Raw genomic sequence first — 17958 nt, 5'->3', positions numbered from 1 at the left:
ACGCCCGTCTAACGCTGCAACCATGCAGTCAGCTCCGGGGCCTTCATCTTGCTGATGATCACTGGCTCCGGAGTTTCCATGTTCAGTTTCAGCACCAGCCTTCTGTTGAAATAATGAGCGGCCATCACTACTGCGCTCCGGCTCACGATATATTGCCGGTTGGCCCTGAAGAACCGCGAGGGGTCAAGCTGCTGTTCCAGCTCGTCCAGCACTTCATTAACCGGGTAAACTTTTCCCTGCGTCGTATATACTTTGATGGCCCCACCAACGGAATATATAAAAGCGATATCCGCTGTTTTTACCGGAATGATCTTTTCATTGCTGAAAACCAGCAAAGCGTTTTTGTATGTTGAAGCCTGCAGCTTCTCCAGCAAAGCCTCCATACGGTCTCCGTTCAGGTTGCTTCCCGGCGCCAGCCATTGTTTCATCTGTTCATATTTTCTGAGGCTTGCGGCAAGCTTGTCTTCATCAATAGGCTTCAGCAGGTAATCTATTCCGTAAGATCCGAAGGCTTCAATAGCATAGCTGTCAAAAGCGGTGCAAAATACAACCGGGCATTGTATGTTTACCGATCTGAATATCTCAAAGCTCAACCCGTCTGCAAGTTGTATGTCAGACAATATCAGCTGCGGCGCGGGGTTTGTTTGCAGCCACTTTACGGCGGCTTTTACGGATGGCAGTATATCCAGCACCACCAGCCTGTCATCCAGCCGCTGGATGATCTGTTTAAGCTCCTTCGCCGTTTTGGCTTCGTCTTCTATGATTAGAATGTTCATATGCGCGGGGTGCTATTTTATTAAAGGAGTGCGTACAGTAAAATCGTGATTGGTTTCAGTTACTGAAATATTCAGTCCGGCCAGCAGCCTGTATCTTTCCCTTATATTACCCAGGCCACGCCCGAGGCTGTCTATCACCGTATCCCGCTTTTGCAGGGTATTGCTGACCACCAGCCAGCCTTCTTCATCTACATATACCCTGATGGTCAAAGGCGTTTCAACACTTGCTACATTGTGTTTCACCGCGTTTTCCACCAGCAGCTGCAGGCTTGCGGGAGGGAGTTTTTGCTGCAATGCTTCCTCCCCTATATTGATCTCAGTTACCAGGGCGTCTTCCAGCCGTTCTTGCAGGATGTACAAATAGGCGCGGGTAAAATCAAGTTCGTCCCGCAACGTTACCAGTCCGGCCATCCTGTTACTTAGCAGGTAACGGTAAACGTCAGACAGGCGCTGTATGAACTGGCGGGGCGCTTTTTCCTGCACCATGCTGCGCAAGGTGCCAAGCGAATTGAAGAGAAAGTGAGGGCTGACCTGCTGCTGCAGAATGCTCAGCTTAGCCTGCAGGTTCTCCTGTTTGAGCCGCTCGTTTTCCAGCTGTGCCTGCTGTTTCATGTCAGACATCCGCAGCAGGTCTGCTATAAAATAAAGAAAGCCGCCAACAACGGCCCCTCGCATCAGTAAAAGAAAATACACTGCCTTCAGCCCTCTTGGCAGCAGTTCAATGCGTTCCTGCACATCGGTAAAATGGCGGGTAATGCTGAAAGGAATTGTGGAAATCAGCATACAGCCCATCACCGCAAGCGCCGCTTTCTGCAGCTTTCCCGCAGGCTTGTGCCATTGCAGCACGGCCTGTATGAACAACCAGCTCAGGAAGCTTCCTGTAAATGACGAGAGCAGCGCAACCATCGACGCGCTCACGTTCTCGCGGTTCAGCCGCAGCACATAACCTAACAGGGCTACAAACAGCGAGATAATAATGCCGGTGACGATGGATTTTCTACGCATGGGTATTTGTTTACGGAAAGCAGGAAAACGGCGGACGGCCCCTGTGGGAGCAGCTCACGTTCCTTTTCCATAAAAATACCAAATTGTTCCATGAAGCGTTGTACCACGGCCATGAAAGGGACAATAAGCCAGATGAACCTGTCAATTCCGCATTGCCTACCTCCCCCCGCTCACATCAATAAAAGTACCTGTAGAATACCCCGCCTTATCCGAAGCCAGCCACAAAATAGCTTCCGCCACTTCCTCCGCCGTTCCACCCCTTTTCAGCGGAATGCTGCTCTTCAACCGCTCCACCCGCCCAGGTTCACCGCCTGCCGCATGGATGTCTGTAGCAATAAATCCTGGTCTCACGCCATTCACCCGTATCCCTTCTTCCGCCACTTCTTTAGACAGCCCGATGGTAAAAGTGTCCATAGCGCCCTTTGAGGCCGCATAGTCGAGGTACTCGTTGGGCGACCCTGTTTTGGCGGCCACGGAGGAAACGTTGACGATGGCGCCGCCGCTGCCGCCATGTTTGGTTGACATCCTTTTCACGGCCTCCCTGGCGCAGATGAACTGACCGGTAATGTTGGCCGCAAATATCCGGTTGAGGCGAGCGGCGGTCATGTTCTCCAGGCGCATCTGGTGCTCCAGTATGCCGGCGTTGTTGACCAGCACGGTCAGTGTACCCGGCAGCTTATCAGTTTCAGCAAACAGCTTCAGCACTTCCTCCTCTTTTGAAATATCCGCCTGAATAGCTACGGCCGTGCCGCCGGCAGCCCTGATCTTTTCCACAACCTGCGCCGCCGCGGCCTCATTGCTGCAATAGTTCACGGCAACGGCATAGCCGGCTTCCGCCGCAAGCAGGGCGGTTGCCGCACCAATACCGCGGCTGCCGCCTGTGATCAACATTACTTTCATATGCTTAACTCCGATTTTAGTTTCGTCAGTTCACCCAGCAATCTTGTTTCCTTCACTGCATCCTCCTTTTTCAATTCCTGCGCAATACGGGCTATTTCCAGGTTCAGCGTTTCTATCTCCGTCTGCCTCTTATTGCGGATGTCCTGCAAAGTGGAAATGAGCTGCCCGTCTGACAGCCTGCTGATCTGCAGCAGGTTTTGCAGTACATCTTCCGCTTCAAGAAAAACGCCTTTTTCCCTCGCTACCACCAGGCACTCCAGCACCACTCTTTCCGCCATTGCAAGCGCGGCGGCGTTGCGGTGAAATATGCCGTTATCCATTTCCAGCAGCGGGCATATGGAATTGAACACGCTGTTGATGATAGCTTTCTTCCAGACAATTGTTTCAATATGCTCCTCTGCTTTGAACTGGAAGTATCCGCCGCTCAGCTGCTCTACCGCTATTTTCAACGTATCAGTATTACCTTTCACAATCCCTACCGGGCATGTAGCCACCGGCTTGAACCGGACACTCCCTTCAGCCATCGTTTGGCTGGTAACGAACAGTACGCAACGGTAAACCTCCGGGTAGTTTTCGCTAATAAACGGTTGCTCCACACCAAGCCCGTTCTGCAATATCACCAGCGGTGAAACGCCGGTTTTATCTTTGAGCCTGCGGGCAAGGGCTTCGTTGCCGTAAGACTTGCTGGTTAGTGCTATCAGGCCATCCAGCCTCTCAAAGTTACCGATGGCGCTCACCGGCACGGTGGCTTCCTGTACGCTGTCATCTTCCAGCCTGATCTGTATACGCTCCGTGTGCGCGGCCGCGTTATCAACGCTTCCCCGGATCAGCACCACATCTTTCCCCTGCAGCTGCAGCGCTACGGCCAATGCTTTCCCAATGGCCCCGGAGCCGATGATATATGTTTTCATAACAATAAAATTGCGGAAAATATCCGTTTCAGTACAGATGCAGTTTTGACAAATTTGACCGTATCAGTTTGGCTTGGGCTCACATGCAGACCAACTGAAAATGAATACGCTAAAAGCCGTTTCATTGACCTGCTCCAATGGCATGCGGGTAGTTAGGTTAAAAAGTAACGAACACCCCATTTCTGCAACCACGTATATTTAATATTTCAACCCCATTACCACTAATTCCCTAATTTCATATTGTTATCCCACCCCATCAATAAACCTGACATGGAAAAACTCAAGATCAATATAGACCTGGTGCTACCCGATGTTCCTGACGAAAAGGACGCCTGTGTACAGCGCATCATCACTACGCTGGAAGGCAGGCCCGGCATAGAAAAGATACATGTGATACCCGGTACGGCCAACACCCGGCCGCAGCTTTGTTTTCACTACAACCCGGACGTGATCACGCTGGCGCATGTACAGAAAATGGCAGAACAGGCAGGAGCGGGCATTACGCGCAGGTATGGCCATCTCCTGCTGGAAGTGGAAGGCATCCGGCACCAGCGGCAAACGCGGCTGATCGAAACTTCCCTGCTGCGCAACAAGGGTATTCTTTCCGCCGCTGTTTCTGCGGCGGGCTCCGTTATGATAGAATATGACAACGAAATAACCAGCGAAGAAAAAATTGAAGCGCTTGTCAAAAAGGAAGGCCTGCAAATAAAGGCGCATGAGCACAAACATGACCATGATCACGCACATGGTGGCATCTTCGGCAAAAACACGGAGCTTGTCTTCAGTCTTCTTTGCGGCGCTTTACTGGGCGCCGGCTACGGGCTGTCTTACGTTGCGGACCTGCCCGCCCTGCTGTGTTATATAGCGGCCTATTTCTTTGGCGGTTTCTTCACTGCCAAAGAGGCTTTTGAAACTATCCGGAAAGGCGGTTTCGAAATCGACTTCCTGATGTTGGCAGCGGCTGTTGGCGCGGCCATTCTGGGCAGCTGGGCGGAAGGGGCGCTATTGCTTTTCCTGTTCAGCCTGGGGCATGCATTGGAACATTTCGCGATGGAAAAGGCGCGCAAATCCATTGCCGCACTTACAGACCTCGCGCCCAAAACTGCCCTGCTGAAAACAGGCGGCCAAACGCAGGAAGTACCGCTGGAAAAGCTCCGGAAAGGGGATGTAATTGTTGTACGGCCACACACTAAAATTGCAGCAGATGGTATTGTGGTAAGCGGCAGCGGCAGCGTAAACCAGGCGCCTATTACGGGAGAAAGCATGCCGGTGGATAAGGTGGCGGCAGCTAACCCGGATGCGGACGCTGCGCAAATGGATGCCAAACATCGTGTATTTGCCGGCACCATCAACGGCAATGAACTCCTGGAGATCAAGGTCTCCAAAGAGGCGGCAGATTCTACCCTGGCGCGACTGGTAAAAATGGTGAACGAAGCCCAGACGCAGAAATCGCCTACCCAACAGTTCACAGACCGCTTTGAACGCTACTTTGTGCCGGCGGTGCTCATACTGGTGGCGTTGCTGTGTTTTGCTTTTGTAGTGATAGATGAACCCTTCAGCCGCAGTTTTTACCGGGCCATGGCGGTACTGGTGGCCGCAAGCCCCTGTGCACTGGCCATTTCCACGCCCAGTGCGGTGCTGAGCGGCGTAGCCAGGGCAGCGCGGGCAGGTGTGCTGATAAAAGGCGGCCGGCCGCTGGAAGATCTTGGAACGCTCACAGCCCTGGCATTTGACAAAACGGGCACGCTTACAGAAGGCAAACCCAAGCTCACCCATATAGTACCGTTGGCCGGTACGGATGAAACAGAACTGCTTAAAACCTTAGTAGCGGTAGAAGCCCTGAGTGACCACCCGCTGGCCAAAGCCATTGTTCGTGACGGGTTGGAGAAACTGGGCAACACCCCTATACCGCAAGCGCAGAACATGGAGGCTGTTTTGGGTAAGGGCATCAAAGCAACCCTGGGCAGCAGCATCATTGTAGCAGGCAACATGGCGCTTTTTGCACCGCTGGACAATGCAGAGATCACAACCGCGGTCCAGCAACTGGAAGCGGCAGGCAACACTACCATGCTGATCAGGAAAGACAAGCAGTTCATCGGTATTATTGCCGTGATGGATACCCCTCGCAAGGAAGCAAAGGAAGCCCTGCAAAAGCTGCAGCAAACCGGCATTCAGAAAATGATCATGCTCACGGGAGATAACCAGCAGGTAGCCGAAGCCATTGCAGCGCAAACCGGCATCACCGAGGCGCGGGGCAACCTGTTGCCTGAGCAGAAGGTGGAAGCCATTCAGCAACTGGCCGCAAGGGAAAATAAAGTGGCCATGGTGGGAGATGGCGTGAACGACGCCCCGGCCATGGCCAAAAGTACCGTAGGCATTGCCATGGGAGCGGCAGGCAGCGACGTGGCCCTTGAAACGGCAGACATTGCGCTGATGGGCGACCAGCTGACACTGTTGCCCTTTGCCATAGGCCTCAGCCGGCAGGCCCGCCGCATCATCAAACAAAACCTGGTGATCAGTTTGGGCATGGTAGCCCTGCTGGTACCGCTCACCATTTTCGGCGTGGCGTCTATTGGCCCGGCGGTAATGGCGCATGAAGGGTCTACGCTGGTAGTGGTGTTTAATGCCCTGCGGTTGCTGGCGTATAAGGAACGTTAACGCGTATGAATTACATGGCTTCCAACCCCAAACGGCGGGAAATATCGGAGCTGAACTTGTTCTGGGGATCGTATTTCTGCTTCACAGACAGCCATTCCGGGTATTGGGGGTACATTTCCTTGAACATTTTTTCTTCCAGCAGCGCGTCTTTGCCCAGGTAGAGGCGGCCGCCGCAGGAGAGCACTTTCTCATCCAGCTTCGGCGTAAAGGCCAGCAGCCGGGAAGTTACGGGGAAGTCTATGGCCAGCGTATAACCCCGGAAAGGGAAAGAAAGGATGCCCTGACCTTCGCCCATTTTCTTGAATACGTTCAGGAAAGGCGTACATCCGCTATCGGCTATCATCTCCAGTATTTCCGTCAGGTTCTTTTTCCCGTCTTCTTCCGGTATCACAAACTGGTACTGGATGAAGCCTCTTTTGCCGTATCCCTTGTTCCAGTTGTTGATCATATCCAGCGGGAAGAAAAACTTGTCGTAGTGCACAAACTCTTTCGGGGAGTTCTGTACCACGGCAATCACTTTATTCAGCACTCTTACCGTGAGGCTGTTGAGCGCAAAGCCTGGTAAAAAGAAGGGCACGGTGAGTTTGGTGGGAGAATGCAGCTTGAGAGGATGGTGTTTCAGCCTTTCCGGCAGCTCGTTGAAAGCTGCGCCATTGCCGAGTGACAGCACGCCGCGGCCCAGTTTTTTGCCTTTTGCCACCGCATCTATCCAGGCTACGGAGTAGTTGTATTCCTGGTCATAGGTTTCCAGCGCCTCCAGCATATGGTCCAGGTTGCGGATGGCAATGGACTTCTGTCGGAAATAGGTGGTCTCTATTTTCCGCATTTTCATCGTAACGGTGAGTATGATGCCCAGCAGGCCCAGGCCCCCGAAGTTGGCCCAGAAGAGGTCTGCGTTTTCAGTTCGGGAAGCGGTGACGATGGTGCCGTCTGCCAGCAGGATGGTGAAAGAAATGACACAGTTGACGAAAGAGCCGTCTATATGGTGGGCCTTGCCGTGAATATCATTGGCAATGGCCCCGCCCAGGGTCACGAATTTGGTGCCTGGGCAGATCATGGGAAACCAGCCTTTGGGGGCGAATACGGTAATGATCTCGTCCAGGCTTACACCGGCCTGGCAGGTCAGTATGCCTTCCGCCTCATTCCAGGAAATAAAATGGTTGAGATGGGTGCAGAGGGCCACATAGCGGTTGTTGTTCACCGCCTGGTCTCCGTAGCTTCTGCCCAGCCCGCGGGCAATCAGCGGGGTATCCTGTAAAATATTCCGGGAGTCGTTTTCGCTGCGAGGGGTTAATATGTATGATTCTGCAACGGGATAATTACCCCAGCCAACCAGTTTTCCTTTCTTCAACGGCATCGGAAACGATAATTTTTGCGCAAAGTTAAGCGTTTTTGGCAGATACCGGGGCCCTATTTGCGGTAAAACCGGTCAACAGCGCCATCATGCCGGAAGCTGATGTAGTAAATTTCCCGGCTGCCGCTGATGTGCTGGGGGTACCATTGGAAGTTGCGGTTCCGGATAATCATGTACGCGTGCGTGAACGGCATGGCGCCCTGTATGCTGTCTGCCTTCTGCGTGTAGTTGCGGTAAATGGTGGCTATGGTGGCAAACTGCACGGAGTCAAGCGGCACCCGGTGCTCCGCAATATTTTCACTTACAGAGAGCTGCACGGGCACGGGGCCTGTCCATTCACCCCCTTCATAGTTGTACTGGTCTGCATATTCCGGGTTTTCAGGGTGCTGCAACCTGGCCATAATGCGGCCATCGTCATAAAAGTGCACGTGCTGGCAGAGATAAATGGTTTTGCCCGCAAAAGCCGGCAGCGCCCGCAATTTCTGCTGCGCGGCGCCCAGGCGGCCGGCATCCTTCAGGAAATCAACGGTGCGGCGCGGGCGCCTGGGAAGGTATGTTCCCTCAGCATCTGCGGCCGTTGGGCCTTCGGCCGGGTTGAAGGTGTCCCTGATAGTATTGGTGAACTGCTGGCAGGAGGCGGTCATTAAAAGGCCGCCAGCGGCAGCAAGTACCCAAAATGCTGTTCTTTTCATGTTTCCGCGTTTAACTTTCCAGGTCACTGGCCAGAACTACCTGCCCTGGCTGGTCTTCCAGGTAAAAAACAGGAAGATAAGGCATTTGTGTAATTCCCATATTAATCAGCGGCACCACTTTTTTCAGGCTGGCGGTATGCGCTTGCCCCAGGTGGTCCGTGTACCGCAGCTCAAAGCGTACCTGCGGCTGGTTATTGATATAAGTGCCTGTTTGTGAGGCAGAAAGCACGCTGGCAGATGCCCGGCGGCCGTAATATTTAAGTTGCTGTGCGTTTCGGGGAATGCCGGCCAATGCCCTCAACAGCCTGCCAATGCCAAAGCCGGTGAACAGCAGGATGAGCGGGCACAGTACCAGCGGGTGGTAAAATACCAGGAACCGCCAGCCCGTACCGCCGCTTTGCAACCTGTATGAATACACGTAGTACCACACAATAGCAGCGGCAATGGCCAGCCATACCAGCGCCAGCAGGAAGAGCACACCGGGGCGCAGGCTGGCCCTGGCGTCTTCAAGTACCAGCAAAGGATTGGTTTTCAGGCGTTCATCTATGCGCAGTGTTACTCTTTTGCCTTTTTCAAACCGCCGTTCTTCCGGGCGGCTGTCTGTCACCGCCACCTGCTCCGTTATTTCCTCCCCGACGAAATTGCGCAGCGCCAGCGTGAGGACATAAGTAGAGAAACCATCTACCATCGGGCCTTTCTGGTCCGCCTGTACAATCACCGCCTCTTTACGGGCCCCTTCGCGCAGCAGGTACGCAACATCCCGTTTAGCCCTCACCGGGGCCCAGATGAAGCTGCGGAAAAAGCTCCAGAGCACCAGCCCCCAGGCCACCATGGATAGCAGCAGGTAAAACAACGCCAGCCAGGGGTTTGTTCCCGTGCCATCTAACCGGTAACCGGTGTTGTAGTAGATGATCATGGGGAAAGGAATGGCAAAAAACAGGGTGTAGACGATCCAGAAGTATTTCCAAAAGCCTTTCATACAACTAAGATAGAGATATTCTCAGAGCAACTGTTTTGTCAGTGCTAATCATTCCCCGTTGTGATCTCCATCTTCCCTCCTGCCGTCAGCATGGCATGCGTAATGCTCATGCCGGCATGGGTACGCCCGTTGATGCGGATGGAACGGATATGATCACCGCCCCCCTTCACCGTGATCTCCATTGTTTTACCATTGGGTAATTTCAGCCTGATGCGTTCAAACAACGGCGTGCATAGCTGGTACTCCCCGCTTACGGGATCTACCGGGTAGAGGCCCATGGCCGCAAACACGTACCAGGCGCTCATCTGGCCAGCATCGTCGTTGCCGCTGAGGCCACCGGTGCCGTTGCTGTACTCTTCTTCCAGGATGCGTTTCACCACCCGCTGGGTTTTATACGGCGATGCGGTATAGTTGTAGAGGAAAGGAATGTGGTGGCCCGGCTCGTTGCCATGCCAGTATTCGTTTTTAAGGAAAAGACTGTCCAGCGCGTTCTCAAATGCCTTTTCCCCGCCCATCAATGCCTGCAGGCCTTTAATATCATGCGGTACATAAAAGGTATACTGGCGGGGCGTGCCTTCGGTGATGAAAGACAGCTTTTTGTCAGGATGGAAAGGTGTGTAAAAGCTGCCGGTAGCAGAGCGGCCGTTCATTAAGCCCTGCCTGCGGTCAAATATGTTACGATAGTTTTGCGCGCGTTTTGCCAGCGCCTGCTGGTCTGCTTTTTTGCCCAGGCCCGCGGCTACAATAGACAAGGCATAGTCATCATAAGCATATTCCAGTGTGCGGGATACCTGTTCATTTTTATGGAAGGCATCCGGCACGCCGTCTTCCAGCGGTACATAGCCGTATTGCAGGTAGGAATCCAGCGCCCGGCGGCCTTTACCGTTTTTGTAATCTTCAGCTGGGGCTGGGTTGAAAGCGTTCCTGCGCATGAGGGCATAGGCTTTTTCCGCATCATACCCCCGGATGTTCTTGTTCCAGGCAGATGCAATAAAGGCGGTAACATGATCGCCTATCATGGCGGCGGTGTAATTGTTCCAGCAGGGGAAAATAGGCAGCCATCCGCCCTGTTCGCCTTTCAGTATCATGGAGCGCACAAAATCATTGATAAGGCCGAGCTGCAATATTTCGAACAGGGGCAGCTGCGCGCGGTAAATATCCCACATGGAAAAATCATCGTAATAATTCCCCTCTTTCATCCGCTCCACTTCGTAGCTGCCTGCAAAGCGCGGGTAGCTGCCGTCTGCATCGCTCATCAGCCTGGGGTGTTGCATGGTACGGTAGAGCGAGCTATAGAATATCGTTTTGGCCGCTTCGTTTTTCCCTTGCACTTCTATCTGGCCCAGCGCTTTGTTCCAGGTATTTTCCGCCTGTTTCTTCACCTGCTCAAAGTCCCAGGTGTTCATTTCCGCCAGCAGGTTTTTACGCGCGCCCTCCAGTCCGGTGAAAGACGTACCGATGCGCAGTTTCACTACCACTCCCCTTGGCGCCTTCAACCCGATGTATCCTCCCGCGCCAGGCTGGTTGCTGATTTGCAGGGCGTTTTGCACTTCATTGGCGGAAAAGGTACCGGCCGTGGCGGCTACCTGGTACTGGATGAGGAACCAGCCGCTGAAACCCGCGGGCTGACCGCTTCCCTGGTAAATGCGGTAGGCGGGGTTATAACCGGATATCTCTTTGCGGGCTGTGTCTATCCTGATGAAGCCCTTGTTTTTGTCACTGTTGGGCGTTACCAGTAAAAACAGGCTGTCTGCCTCCAGCATGGTGAATTGCAGCATGCCGCAGCGGGCCGTGGCCGTCAGTTCCGTTTGCACTTTGCCCAGCCGGTTTTTGTAATAATGCGGGCCGCTTGCTTCATTGTGATGATCAAGCGGCAGCGTGGCGCCCGGCCGCAGCGTACCCGTAAGCGGCATAATGGTAACACTGCCGTAGTCTTGCGTGCAGGAGCCGCTTAGCCAATGGCTGAGTCGGTAACCGGAAGAAGTTCCATCCTGGTAATAATAGGGCGCCAGGCATTTACGCTCAGTGGTGCGTGTTTGCGGCGTAAGCTGCACCATACCGAACGGTATCCCCACCGCCGGTATCACATTGGCCAGCATTTCCGTACCGGCGCCATGTTTGGCGGCGCTGATGGTGGTGGCGGGCGAAGTGCCCATCAGCGGGTTTACATATGTAACCGGCTGCTGGGAGTGAGCAAGGTAACCCGCCAGCAATAACAATAACGTGGATGTCTTTTTCATTGTCCGTAAATATAACCGCCATTCTTCGAATTATACCAATAATAGTGTGATACGGGCCATTTTAAAAACCCGTCTTGCCCCAACTTTGCACCATATATTTAAACAGATATTTTCATGAACAACAACACCAGTAAAGTAGCCCTGGTGACCGGCGGCAGCCGCGGCCTGGGCAAAGACATGGCCCTTGCCCTGGCGCAACAGGGAACAAATGTGATATTCACTTATAACACCAATGCAGAAGAAGCCCAGGCAGTGCTGGCAGCCATTGAAAAAGCCGGCGGCAAAGCGGCGGCGCTGCAACTGAACGTGGCAGAAACCGGCACATTCGATGCCTTTGTTGAACAGGTGAAGAGCGTGCTACCAGAGCAATTGCAGACGGAAAAGATAAACTACCTGGTGAACAACGCCGGCATCGGCATCCATGTACCTTTTGCCGAAACCACGGAGGAGCAGTTTGACACCCTCATGAACATCCACCTCAAAGGCGCGTTCTTTCTCACACAAAAAATGCTGCCACTGCTGGCGGATGGCGGCGGCATCGTGAACCTTTCCACCGGCCTGGCCCGGTTCAGCATTCCAGGTTTTGCAGCGTATGCTGCCATGAAAGGGGCTATAGAAACCCTTTCCCGCTACCAGGCCAAAGAGCTGGGCGGCAGGGGCATCCGTGTGAACGTAGTGGCGCCCGGGCCTATTGAAACTGACTTTGGCGGCGGCGCGGTGCGTGACAACAAGGAGATGAATGGCTTCCTTGCCTCCCAAACCGCACTGGGCCGAGTAGGCATGGCGGATGACATTGGCAGCGTGGTAGCCTTCCTTTGCAGCGACGCGGCCAAATGGGTGAATGCGCAGCGGATTGAAGCCTCCGGGGGGATATTCCTGTAGAATAAGCTGGCATTACCGCCAGCCTATTCCGCACCAGCTGTCAATTGCTCTGCCAGCTGGTGCAGTTTGCTGGCCAGCAGGTCCTTGGGGATCAATTTGGTTTCATAATCCGCTATCATGGCAGGTGAAGTATTTCTTGCCATAGCATATTCAACTACCTCGTTGTCTTTTCCTTTACAGAGAAGCACTCCCACGCTTGCATTTTCGTGGGGACGTTTTACGTCCCTGTCAAGCGCTTCCAGGTAGAAATTGAGCTTCCCAAGAAATTCGGGCGCAAACTCCTCTACCTTTAATTCAAAAAGAACAAGGCACTGCAAATCCCTGTTGTAAAAAAGAAGATCCGTATAATAGTCTTTGTTACCTACCTGGATACGGTGTTGATTGCCCATGTAGGCAAACCCCTTGCCTATTTCCAGTATGAACTGACGCAGGTTATGTACCAGTGCGGCTTCCAGGTCGTGTTCGGAATGCCCTTCCGGCAGGTCGAGAAATTCAAAAATATAAGGGTCTTTAAATAGCTCTGCCGGAAATGAGACAGACTGCGAGGACGCCGTTTTGTTTCCAATGGAAGTTCTCTCGTATACGGCGGAATTTAGTTGCCGTTCCAGTTCCCGTTTTGAGAGCCTGTCATTTATACATTGTTGTATGTAAAAAAGTTTTTCTTGCGGTGTTTTCGTTTTGGAAAGAATCAGCAGGTGATGTGTCCATCCAACTTGTGTCACCACCGGTGGCACAAGTACAAGTAACTCATTTTCAACCCTTTGAATTTGTGCCATCAGTGGTGACACAAATTCGGGGCCGGCATAAGCTTCATAAAACTGTTTCATTCTATAAATACCCCTCCGGTTAAAACCTTTCAAGCCAGGATATTTTGCTTGTATATACTCTGCCAGTTCATCCACCGTACCATCCCCCCAATTGCCTGCTTCTACTTTCCTTGAAACAATACCGCCAATCCTAAAGTAGAGCGATACCAATTCTGCATTCACACTTTGGAAGGCCCGGTTTCTGGCTTCGCTGATCAGGGAAATTATTCCTTCAAAATCCGTCTTTTGTTTTTTGTTCAGGTTGTTCATTTCGGTAAATTTTTCAGGTTAACCTTACATTGCGTCCGCGGTGCGGACGCAATTGCATAACCGGCGCATTCCAGAGAGGCCGTTTGAATTGTGCACGCAGTGCGTGCATTATTGGGAACATGCCGTAAAACGGCTCCTTTTAACGGTTGGTAAAAAACTGCTTATGCTAATTGGCCGGTCAAATTTATAGGAAATAAGTGATGCAAATCTGCCACCTGAAATACTTACTGATTCCTGGGAGATATTATCGGGAATTTCGAATTATTATCAGGAATTGCCACTTTGTCGCTGATCTGCTATACCTCTACGAACAGCTCAATTCCTTGCTGGATACGGCTTACCTGCTTTTCAGAGAAGCCAAACCCGCTACAGGCAAGGAATGCAACGAAGAAGTAACGAACAAGTAACGAAGGAGTAACGAACAAGTAAATAAAAGTTACTTGTTCGTTCATCTCCCTGGGTAGCTTCGTTATTCCTTCGTTCAACTCCGTACATTCTGCACTTATGCTAAATAATTCTCCGGAAAGGTCAAATACCCGGCAAACACAACCGATACCTTCGCAGAAAAAAACATGGCAATATCCGTTAACAATATTATTCTCCACGGGGCCAGCGGCAAGCTGGGCAATGTAGTGTTCCGCAAGCTGCACGGCAAACTGGTGATATGCAAAGCGCCGGCGCCCAGTTCAGTACCGCCGTCAGAAAAGCAGCTGCAGGGGCGGGAGCGTTTCAAGGCTGCGCAGCAGTATGCAGCCAAAGTTATTGAAACGCCTCACCTGCGCGCCATATACGCTGCGCGGGCCAAAGGCGCCAGGAAGGTGTATCACATGGCCCTGCAGGATGCCTGCCATGCGCCGCAAATACTGGAGGTAGCCGCCGGCCCGCAGATCGTGATGCGGGTGCGGGACAATTTCCGGGTACAGGCCGTGCAGGTGGTCATTCTCACCGCGGAAGGAGACGTCTGGGAAGAAGGCCCGGCAACACAAAAAACAAACAAGTTTGACTGGATGTATATGGTCAGAAAGACCCCTCCTGAAGAAATGCAGCTGCATATCATTGCCACAGACCTGCCGGGAAACACTGCCACCAAAGTACTGCCCCTTCCTCCTGCATCTTTCACCAGCCCAAAAGGGCATTTCAAATAATATCCCGCAGCCGCGTTTGCATGCGTCCTACATTCGGGATATGAAAGCAGAAAAGAAAATATTGATACACGTTCTTGTGTGGGTGTTCCTGATCGCCAACATACAGCTGGCCATCTATTCGGAAAAAGATGGCAGGGAGCCGTTTATTACGCCGCGAACGATCATGTACTATGTTGGGCTGGTCTCCGCTTTTTATGCTTCCTATTCCCTGATCTGCCCGCTTTTCCTGAAAAGGGGAAGACTGGTACACTTCGTGGTGATCTTTGTTTGCTCATCGATAGTATACACCGCTGTGGCGCTCTTGCTGGACAGCCTGCTGAGCCCGGAGCTGCCTTCAAAAAGAATGTATGCCGCCATTCCCATTACCATGTTAGGCATTCTCATCTATAGCATTGAACAGAGCCTCCGCAAGGAAAATGAGAACATCTCGTTAAAACAGGAGAAAGCACAGGCGGAGATCACCTTCCTGCGTGCGCAGGTAAATCCGCACTTTCTTTACAATACGCTCAATTACATGTACTATGTGGCCAGGCCGGATTCTCCCAGGCTGGCAGACATTGTGCTGCGCCTTTCAAACCTTATGCGGTATACGTTGATAGAAACCCCCGACGGACAAATTGCCTTAAAACATGAAATTGAGCATATCCGGAACTACATCCAGCTTATTGAAATGCGGTTCTCCCCCCGCTTCCATGTAACCCTCAACGTGGAAGGAGACCCCGGTGACGCGCATACGGCCGCGCTCCTTTTTATCCCCTTCGTGGAAAATGCCATCAAACACGGAGTGGTCACGGACCCTGAAAACCCGGTCAGCATCCTGTTCAGGATAACGGAAAAAAAGTTATCTTTCCAGATATGTAATCTCGTTAACCACGACAATAAGCCGCCTTCCAGCGGCGTTGGCCTGGCCAATGTACGCAGACGGCTGGAGCTCCTCTACCCCGGTAACCATTTGCTCAGTATTCAGGAAAATGAAACGCTGTTTAAAGCAGCATTGGAAATAAACCTGTAAATATCATGCTATGAAAAAACCGGCCATACCCTGTATTATTGTTGATGACGAGGCGTTTGCCGCAGAGATCATCAGTGACCACATCCGGAACATTCCTTTCCTGGAGCTGGCGGGCACCACCACCAACCCGATAGAAGCTATTGAATGGATAGAAGCGGGCCGCGCCCGGCTTGTTTTCCTGGACGTGCAGATGCCGGGCATTAATGGACTGCAGTTCATGCAGCTGACCAACGGTAAATGCCACGCCATTATTGTTTCCGGTTTCCCGGAGTACGCGCTCAACGGGTATGAGCATAACGTGATAGACTACCTGTTAAAACCCGTGTCTTTCGAACGGTTCGTAAAGGCGTCTCAAAAAGCGCTGCAGGTGTTCAGGGCCATGGAAGAAAAGCCGCAGGGGTTTATTTTCCTGAAAGGAGACAGCAGGAACAAATTTATCAGGGTGTATATACAGGATATTCTTTTCATTGAAGGGATGGGAAACTATGTAAAGGTACACAGCCGCCAGGGGAACATGCTTACTTACCAGACCCTCCGAGAGCTGGAAGAAACCCTGCCGGCACAGGATTTTCACAGGGTGCACAAATCGTATATTGTTGCAATAGACAAAATAGAAATGCTGGTGGACCATGAGATCCACATCGGGACTAACATCATACCGGTCAGTGAAACGTACCGGGAGGAGTTTTATAAACGAATCAGAAAAATATAATGCCATGGAACTGTACCCCTTGAACGAAGCATATGATACGCGGGCGTCCGGCAATGAGGTTTACCTCGCCGGGCGTTTCGGACGCATATGCCTGGTTCAGGAACAGGCCGGGAAAACTGCCCTGAGCACCGTTCGTGTGCATATTAAAACGGCCGTGAGCCTGGGCTGGCGTCAGCCTGAAGCCGCGGTACAGTTGCGCTATTGGCTGAAGGGCGGGTTATCCGGGAAGGAAGGGTTTTATGAACTGGCTTACCAACCTGCGGGTATCACAGAACTTGTTGTACAACCAGGGGAATACGAAGTATTATGCGTAACGCCGCCTCTGCACACGCTGGAACAACTGGCGCTGCAGCACACCTGCATCAGGGAAACGCTTCAATTGCTGCAGGCCGGCCATCCGCTTGAAACAAGGCAATATGCTTCACGAATAGACTACCGGGTCAAGAGCTTGCTCCATGATGTTCTCAGGAGTGACCTGGCCGGCACGGAACGTGAGCTGTTTCTTGGGGCCAGGGTAATTGATATGTTGCTGCAATATGTTAATTACATCAGTACTTATTCCATGGACTTTTCTACCCGTTACCATTTTTCTCCCCTTGACGTGGAGAGCGTGTACCAGGCCAGGGAAATGCAGGAGCAACTGCTGCATGAACCGGTATCAGGCCATGACCTGGCTAAAACTGTCAACCTCCACCCCCGGAAGCTGGCGGCCGGCTTCCGGCTACTTTTCGGTACAAAGATCAGGGAGTGCATGTTGACGGCCAGGATGGAAAAAGCCGCCCTCATGTTGAAAGACCCTTCTAAAACGATCAGGGAAATAGCCGCTGAAACCGGCTTTAATCACTTCTCATCTTTCTCCCGCGCCTTTCGCCGCCACTTCGGCTGCTCCGCCTTCGAGTTCCGGAAATAAAAAAAGCCGGACGTTCATCACGTCCGGCTGTTCAGTGGCCTTCCGGCCTTACAGCGTCACTTCGTGTACGGTTACATTCCCCGGCAGATCGCTTGCGCGGATGATCAGCTTGCTGCCAGCCAATGCTTCATTGGGCTGCGTGGCGGTATACAGCCAGTCAAGCCCGTTAACGTCCGCAGCGGCATTCCCCTTTTCAAGGGTTTCGCCTGACGCCAGCTGGATCTCGACAGAGACTGCCTGCACTCCGAAGTTGTCAATGGCCCGCACCCGGATGGTGCTGCCAGCCGCCCCGGTATAGGCCGTGCTGTCTACCGATCTGATGACCGGTGCAATGTAAAAGTCTGCCACTGCCATGTTGTAGGCAGACTGCCCTTTGTCAGCCGCGGCCTGGTAAGCCAGTCGCGTAGGTTCATGAGAAATGGCCGCTCTTGCATAGAGAGACGCTTCCAGGAACCGGTCGCGCATTTGCTGCTCTTTTTCAGGGTACTTGCTTTTACCCTTTACCGGGCGTTTGCACAGTACGGTTTTACCGCCCTGCTGTCTGATAACCATTTGTTGGGCAAACGTGCCGCTTGCCCCGAAAGTGATGGCATTGTTTTTTGAAATAGCCATAGTTTTAAGATTTTAATGATGAATAAAATTGTTTAGTGCAACAAAAAGTACTTGATGTTAACACTACAAAACTTGGCAATTTCTCCGGCGCGGA

The 17958-nt window shown here is 52.3% G+C and carries 16 protein-coding genes; 6 read left to right on the top strand and 10 right to left on the bottom strand.

Annotation, left to right across the window (positions count from 1 at the left end; translation table 11 throughout):
- Positions 1–8: 8 nt before the first annotated feature.
- The 4 genes from ABDW36_RS05850 to ABDW36_RS05835 form a co-directional block, all read right to left on the bottom strand.
- The gene (locus tag ABDW36_RS05850; RefSeq protein WP_343700942.1) at positions 9–776 is read right to left on the bottom strand and encodes a LytTR family DNA-binding domain-containing protein; all 768 of its coding nucleotides are present in this window, start codon (positions 774–776) and stop codon (positions 9–11) included.
- A 12-nt stretch (positions 777–788) separates the two neighbouring features.
- Entirely contained in the window at positions 789–1781 is a 993-nt protein-coding gene (locus tag ABDW36_RS05845; RefSeq protein ID WP_343700941.1) for a histidine kinase, read from the bottom strand.
- 156 nt (positions 1782–1937) lie between these two features.
- The gene (locus ABDW36_RS05840; protein WP_343700940.1) at positions 1938–2681 is read right to left on the bottom strand and encodes an SDR family oxidoreductase; all 744 of its coding nucleotides are present in this window, start codon (positions 2679–2681) and stop codon (positions 1938–1940) included.
- Positions 2678–3592, bottom strand: coding sequence for a 2-dehydropantoate 2-reductase (locus ABDW36_RS05835; RefSeq protein ID WP_343700939.1), 915 nt, complete (start codon positions 3590–3592; stop codon positions 2678–2680). The genes ABDW36_RS05840 and ABDW36_RS05835 overlap by 4 nt, the downstream gene beginning before the upstream one ends.
- A gap of 270 nt (positions 3593–3862) precedes the next feature.
- Here ABDW36_RS05835 and ABDW36_RS05830 point away from each other — a divergent pair, with 270 nt between their 5' ends.
- Positions 3863–6250, top strand: a complete 2388-nt coding sequence (locus ABDW36_RS05830) for a heavy metal translocating P-type ATPase (protein ID WP_343700938.1) — start codon at positions 3863–3865, stop codon at positions 6248–6250.
- 10 nt (positions 6251–6260) lie between these two features.
- Here the strand turns inward: ABDW36_RS05830 and ABDW36_RS05825 are convergent, their stop codons facing one another.
- From ABDW36_RS05825 to ABDW36_RS05810, 4 genes are read right to left on the bottom strand one after another with little or no spacing between them, the layout of a single operon-like run.
- Positions 6261–7607 carry an FAD-binding oxidoreductase gene (locus ABDW36_RS05825; protein WP_343700937.1) on the bottom strand — a complete coding sequence of 449 codons (1347 nt, stop codon included), beginning with the start codon at positions 7605–7607 and terminating at the stop codon, positions 6261–6263.
- A 53-nt stretch (positions 7608–7660) separates the two neighbouring features.
- Positions 7661–8296 (bottom strand): hypothetical protein, encoded by a 636-nt coding sequence (locus ABDW36_RS05820; RefSeq protein ID WP_343700936.1) that lies wholly within the window; start codon positions 8294–8296, stop codon positions 7661–7663.
- 10 nt (positions 8297–8306) lie between these two features.
- Positions 8307–9275, bottom strand: coding sequence for a hypothetical protein (locus ABDW36_RS05815; protein ID WP_343700935.1), 969 nt, complete (start codon positions 9273–9275; stop codon positions 8307–8309).
- A gap of 44 nt (positions 9276–9319) precedes the next feature.
- Positions 9320–11515: a GH92 family glycosyl hydrolase gene (locus tag ABDW36_RS05810; protein WP_343700934.1), complete on the bottom strand. Its 2196-nt coding sequence runs from the start codon at positions 11513–11515 to the stop codon at positions 9320–9322.
- A gap of 114 nt (positions 11516–11629) precedes the next feature.
- Between ABDW36_RS05810 and ABDW36_RS05805 the strand changes: the two genes are divergently transcribed.
- A complete protein-coding gene (locus ABDW36_RS05805; protein ID WP_343700933.1) occupies positions 11630–12397 on the top strand; it encodes an SDR family oxidoreductase in 768 nt (255 codons plus the stop codon).
- A 23-nt stretch (positions 12398–12420) separates the two neighbouring features.
- Here the strand turns inward: ABDW36_RS05805 and ABDW36_RS05800 are convergent, their stop codons facing one another.
- The gene (locus tag ABDW36_RS05800) at positions 12421–13473 is read right to left on the bottom strand and encodes a PDDEXK nuclease domain-containing protein (protein ID WP_343700932.1); all 1053 of its coding nucleotides are present in this window, start codon (positions 13471–13473) and stop codon (positions 12421–12423) included.
- A gap of 572 nt (positions 13474–14045) precedes the next feature.
- Between ABDW36_RS05800 and ABDW36_RS05795 the strand changes: the two genes are divergently transcribed.
- Genes ABDW36_RS05795 through ABDW36_RS05780 form a run of 4 tightly spaced genes read left to right on the top strand, consistent with a single transcriptional unit; the run spans position 14046 to position 17252 of the window.
- Positions 14046–14618 carry a hypothetical protein gene (locus tag ABDW36_RS05795; protein ID WP_343700931.1) on the top strand — a complete coding sequence of 191 codons (573 nt, stop codon included), beginning with the start codon at positions 14046–14048 and terminating at the stop codon, positions 14616–14618.
- A gap of 40 nt (positions 14619–14658) precedes the next feature.
- Positions 14659–15630 carry a histidine kinase gene (locus ABDW36_RS05790; RefSeq protein ID WP_343700930.1) on the top strand — a complete coding sequence of 324 codons (972 nt, stop codon included), beginning with the start codon at positions 14659–14661 and terminating at the stop codon, positions 15628–15630.
- Between the two features lie 10 nt (positions 15631–15640).
- Positions 15641–16342 carry a LytTR family DNA-binding domain-containing protein gene (locus tag ABDW36_RS05785; protein ID WP_343700929.1) on the top strand — a complete coding sequence of 234 codons (702 nt, stop codon included), beginning with the start codon at positions 15641–15643 and terminating at the stop codon, positions 16340–16342.
- A 4-nt stretch (positions 16343–16346) separates the two neighbouring features.
- On the top strand, positions 16347–17252 hold the full coding sequence (locus ABDW36_RS05780) for a helix-turn-helix transcriptional regulator (protein WP_343700928.1): 906 nt from the start codon (positions 16347–16349) through the stop codon (positions 17250–17252).
- A gap of 48 nt (positions 17253–17300) precedes the next feature.
- On the opposite strand, the gene ABDW36_RS05775 is transcribed toward ABDW36_RS05780, so the two are convergent.
- A complete protein-coding gene (locus tag ABDW36_RS05775) occupies positions 17301–17864 on the bottom strand; it encodes a hypothetical protein (protein WP_343700927.1) in 564 nt (187 codons plus the stop codon).
- Positions 17865–17958 lie beyond the last annotated feature (94 nt).

Origin of the sequence: Chitinophaga sp. (assembly GCF_039596455.1) — a bacterium.
Classification (GTDB): domain Bacteria; phylum Bacteroidota; class Bacteroidia; order Chitinophagales; family Chitinophagaceae; genus Chitinophaga.
Note: the sequence above shows the minus strand (reverse complement) of the source record. Positions and strands in the feature narration are given on the sequence as shown.

What these genes read in the sequence shown, in the direction of transcription:
- ABDW36_RS05850 (WP_343700942.1), bottom strand. Translation starts at nt 776, where the DNA reads ATGAACATTCTAATCATAGAAGACGAAGCCAAAACGGCGAAGGAGCTT.
- ABDW36_RS05845 (WP_343700941.1), bottom strand. Translation starts at nt 1,781, where the DNA reads ATGCGTAGAAAATCCATCGTCACCGGCATTATTATCTCGCTGTTTGTA.
- ABDW36_RS05840 (WP_343700940.1), bottom strand. Translation starts at nt 2,681, where the DNA reads ATGAAAGTAATGTTGATCACAGGCGGCAGCCGCGGTATTGGTGCGGCA.
- ABDW36_RS05835 (WP_343700939.1), bottom strand. Translation starts at nt 3,592, where the DNA reads ATGAAAACATATATCATCGGCTCCGGGGCCATTGGGAAAGCATTGGCC.
- ABDW36_RS05830 (WP_343700938.1), top strand. Translation starts at nt 3,863, where the DNA reads ATGGAAAAACTCAAGATCAATATAGACCTGGTGCTACCCGATGTTCCT.
- ABDW36_RS05825 (WP_343700937.1), bottom strand. Translation starts at nt 7,607, where the DNA reads ATGCCGTTGAAGAAAGGAAAACTGGTTGGCTGGGGTAATTATCCCGTT.
- ABDW36_RS05820 (WP_343700936.1), bottom strand. Translation starts at nt 8,296, where the DNA reads ATGAAAAGAACAGCATTTTGGGTACTTGCTGCCGCTGGCGGCCTTTTA.
- ABDW36_RS05815 (WP_343700935.1), bottom strand. Translation starts at nt 9,275, where the DNA reads ATGAAAGGCTTTTGGAAATACTTCTGGATCGTCTACACCCTGTTTTTT.
- ABDW36_RS05810 (WP_343700934.1), bottom strand. Translation starts at nt 11,515, where the DNA reads ATGAAAAAGACATCCACGTTATTGTTATTGCTGGCGGGTTACCTTGCT.
- ABDW36_RS05805 (WP_343700933.1), top strand. Translation starts at nt 11,630, where the DNA reads ATGAACAACAACACCAGTAAAGTAGCCCTGGTGACCGGCGGCAGCCGC.
- ABDW36_RS05800 (WP_343700932.1), bottom strand. Translation starts at nt 13,473, where the DNA reads ATGAACAACCTGAACAAAAAACAAAAGACGGATTTTGAAGGAATAATT.
- ABDW36_RS05795 (WP_343700931.1), top strand. Translation starts at nt 14,046, where the DNA reads ATGGCAATATCCGTTAACAATATTATTCTCCACGGGGCCAGCGGCAAG.
- ABDW36_RS05790 (WP_343700930.1), top strand. Translation starts at nt 14,659, where the DNA reads ATGAAAGCAGAAAAGAAAATATTGATACACGTTCTTGTGTGGGTGTTC.
- ABDW36_RS05785 (WP_343700929.1), top strand. Translation starts at nt 15,641, where the DNA reads ATGAAAAAACCGGCCATACCCTGTATTATTGTTGATGACGAGGCGTTT.
- ABDW36_RS05780 (WP_343700928.1), top strand. Translation starts at nt 16,347, where the DNA reads ATGGAACTGTACCCCTTGAACGAAGCATATGATACGCGGGCGTCCGGC.
- ABDW36_RS05775 (WP_343700927.1), bottom strand. Translation starts at nt 17,864, where the DNA reads ATGGCTATTTCAAAAAACAATGCCATCACTTTCGGGGCAAGCGGCACG.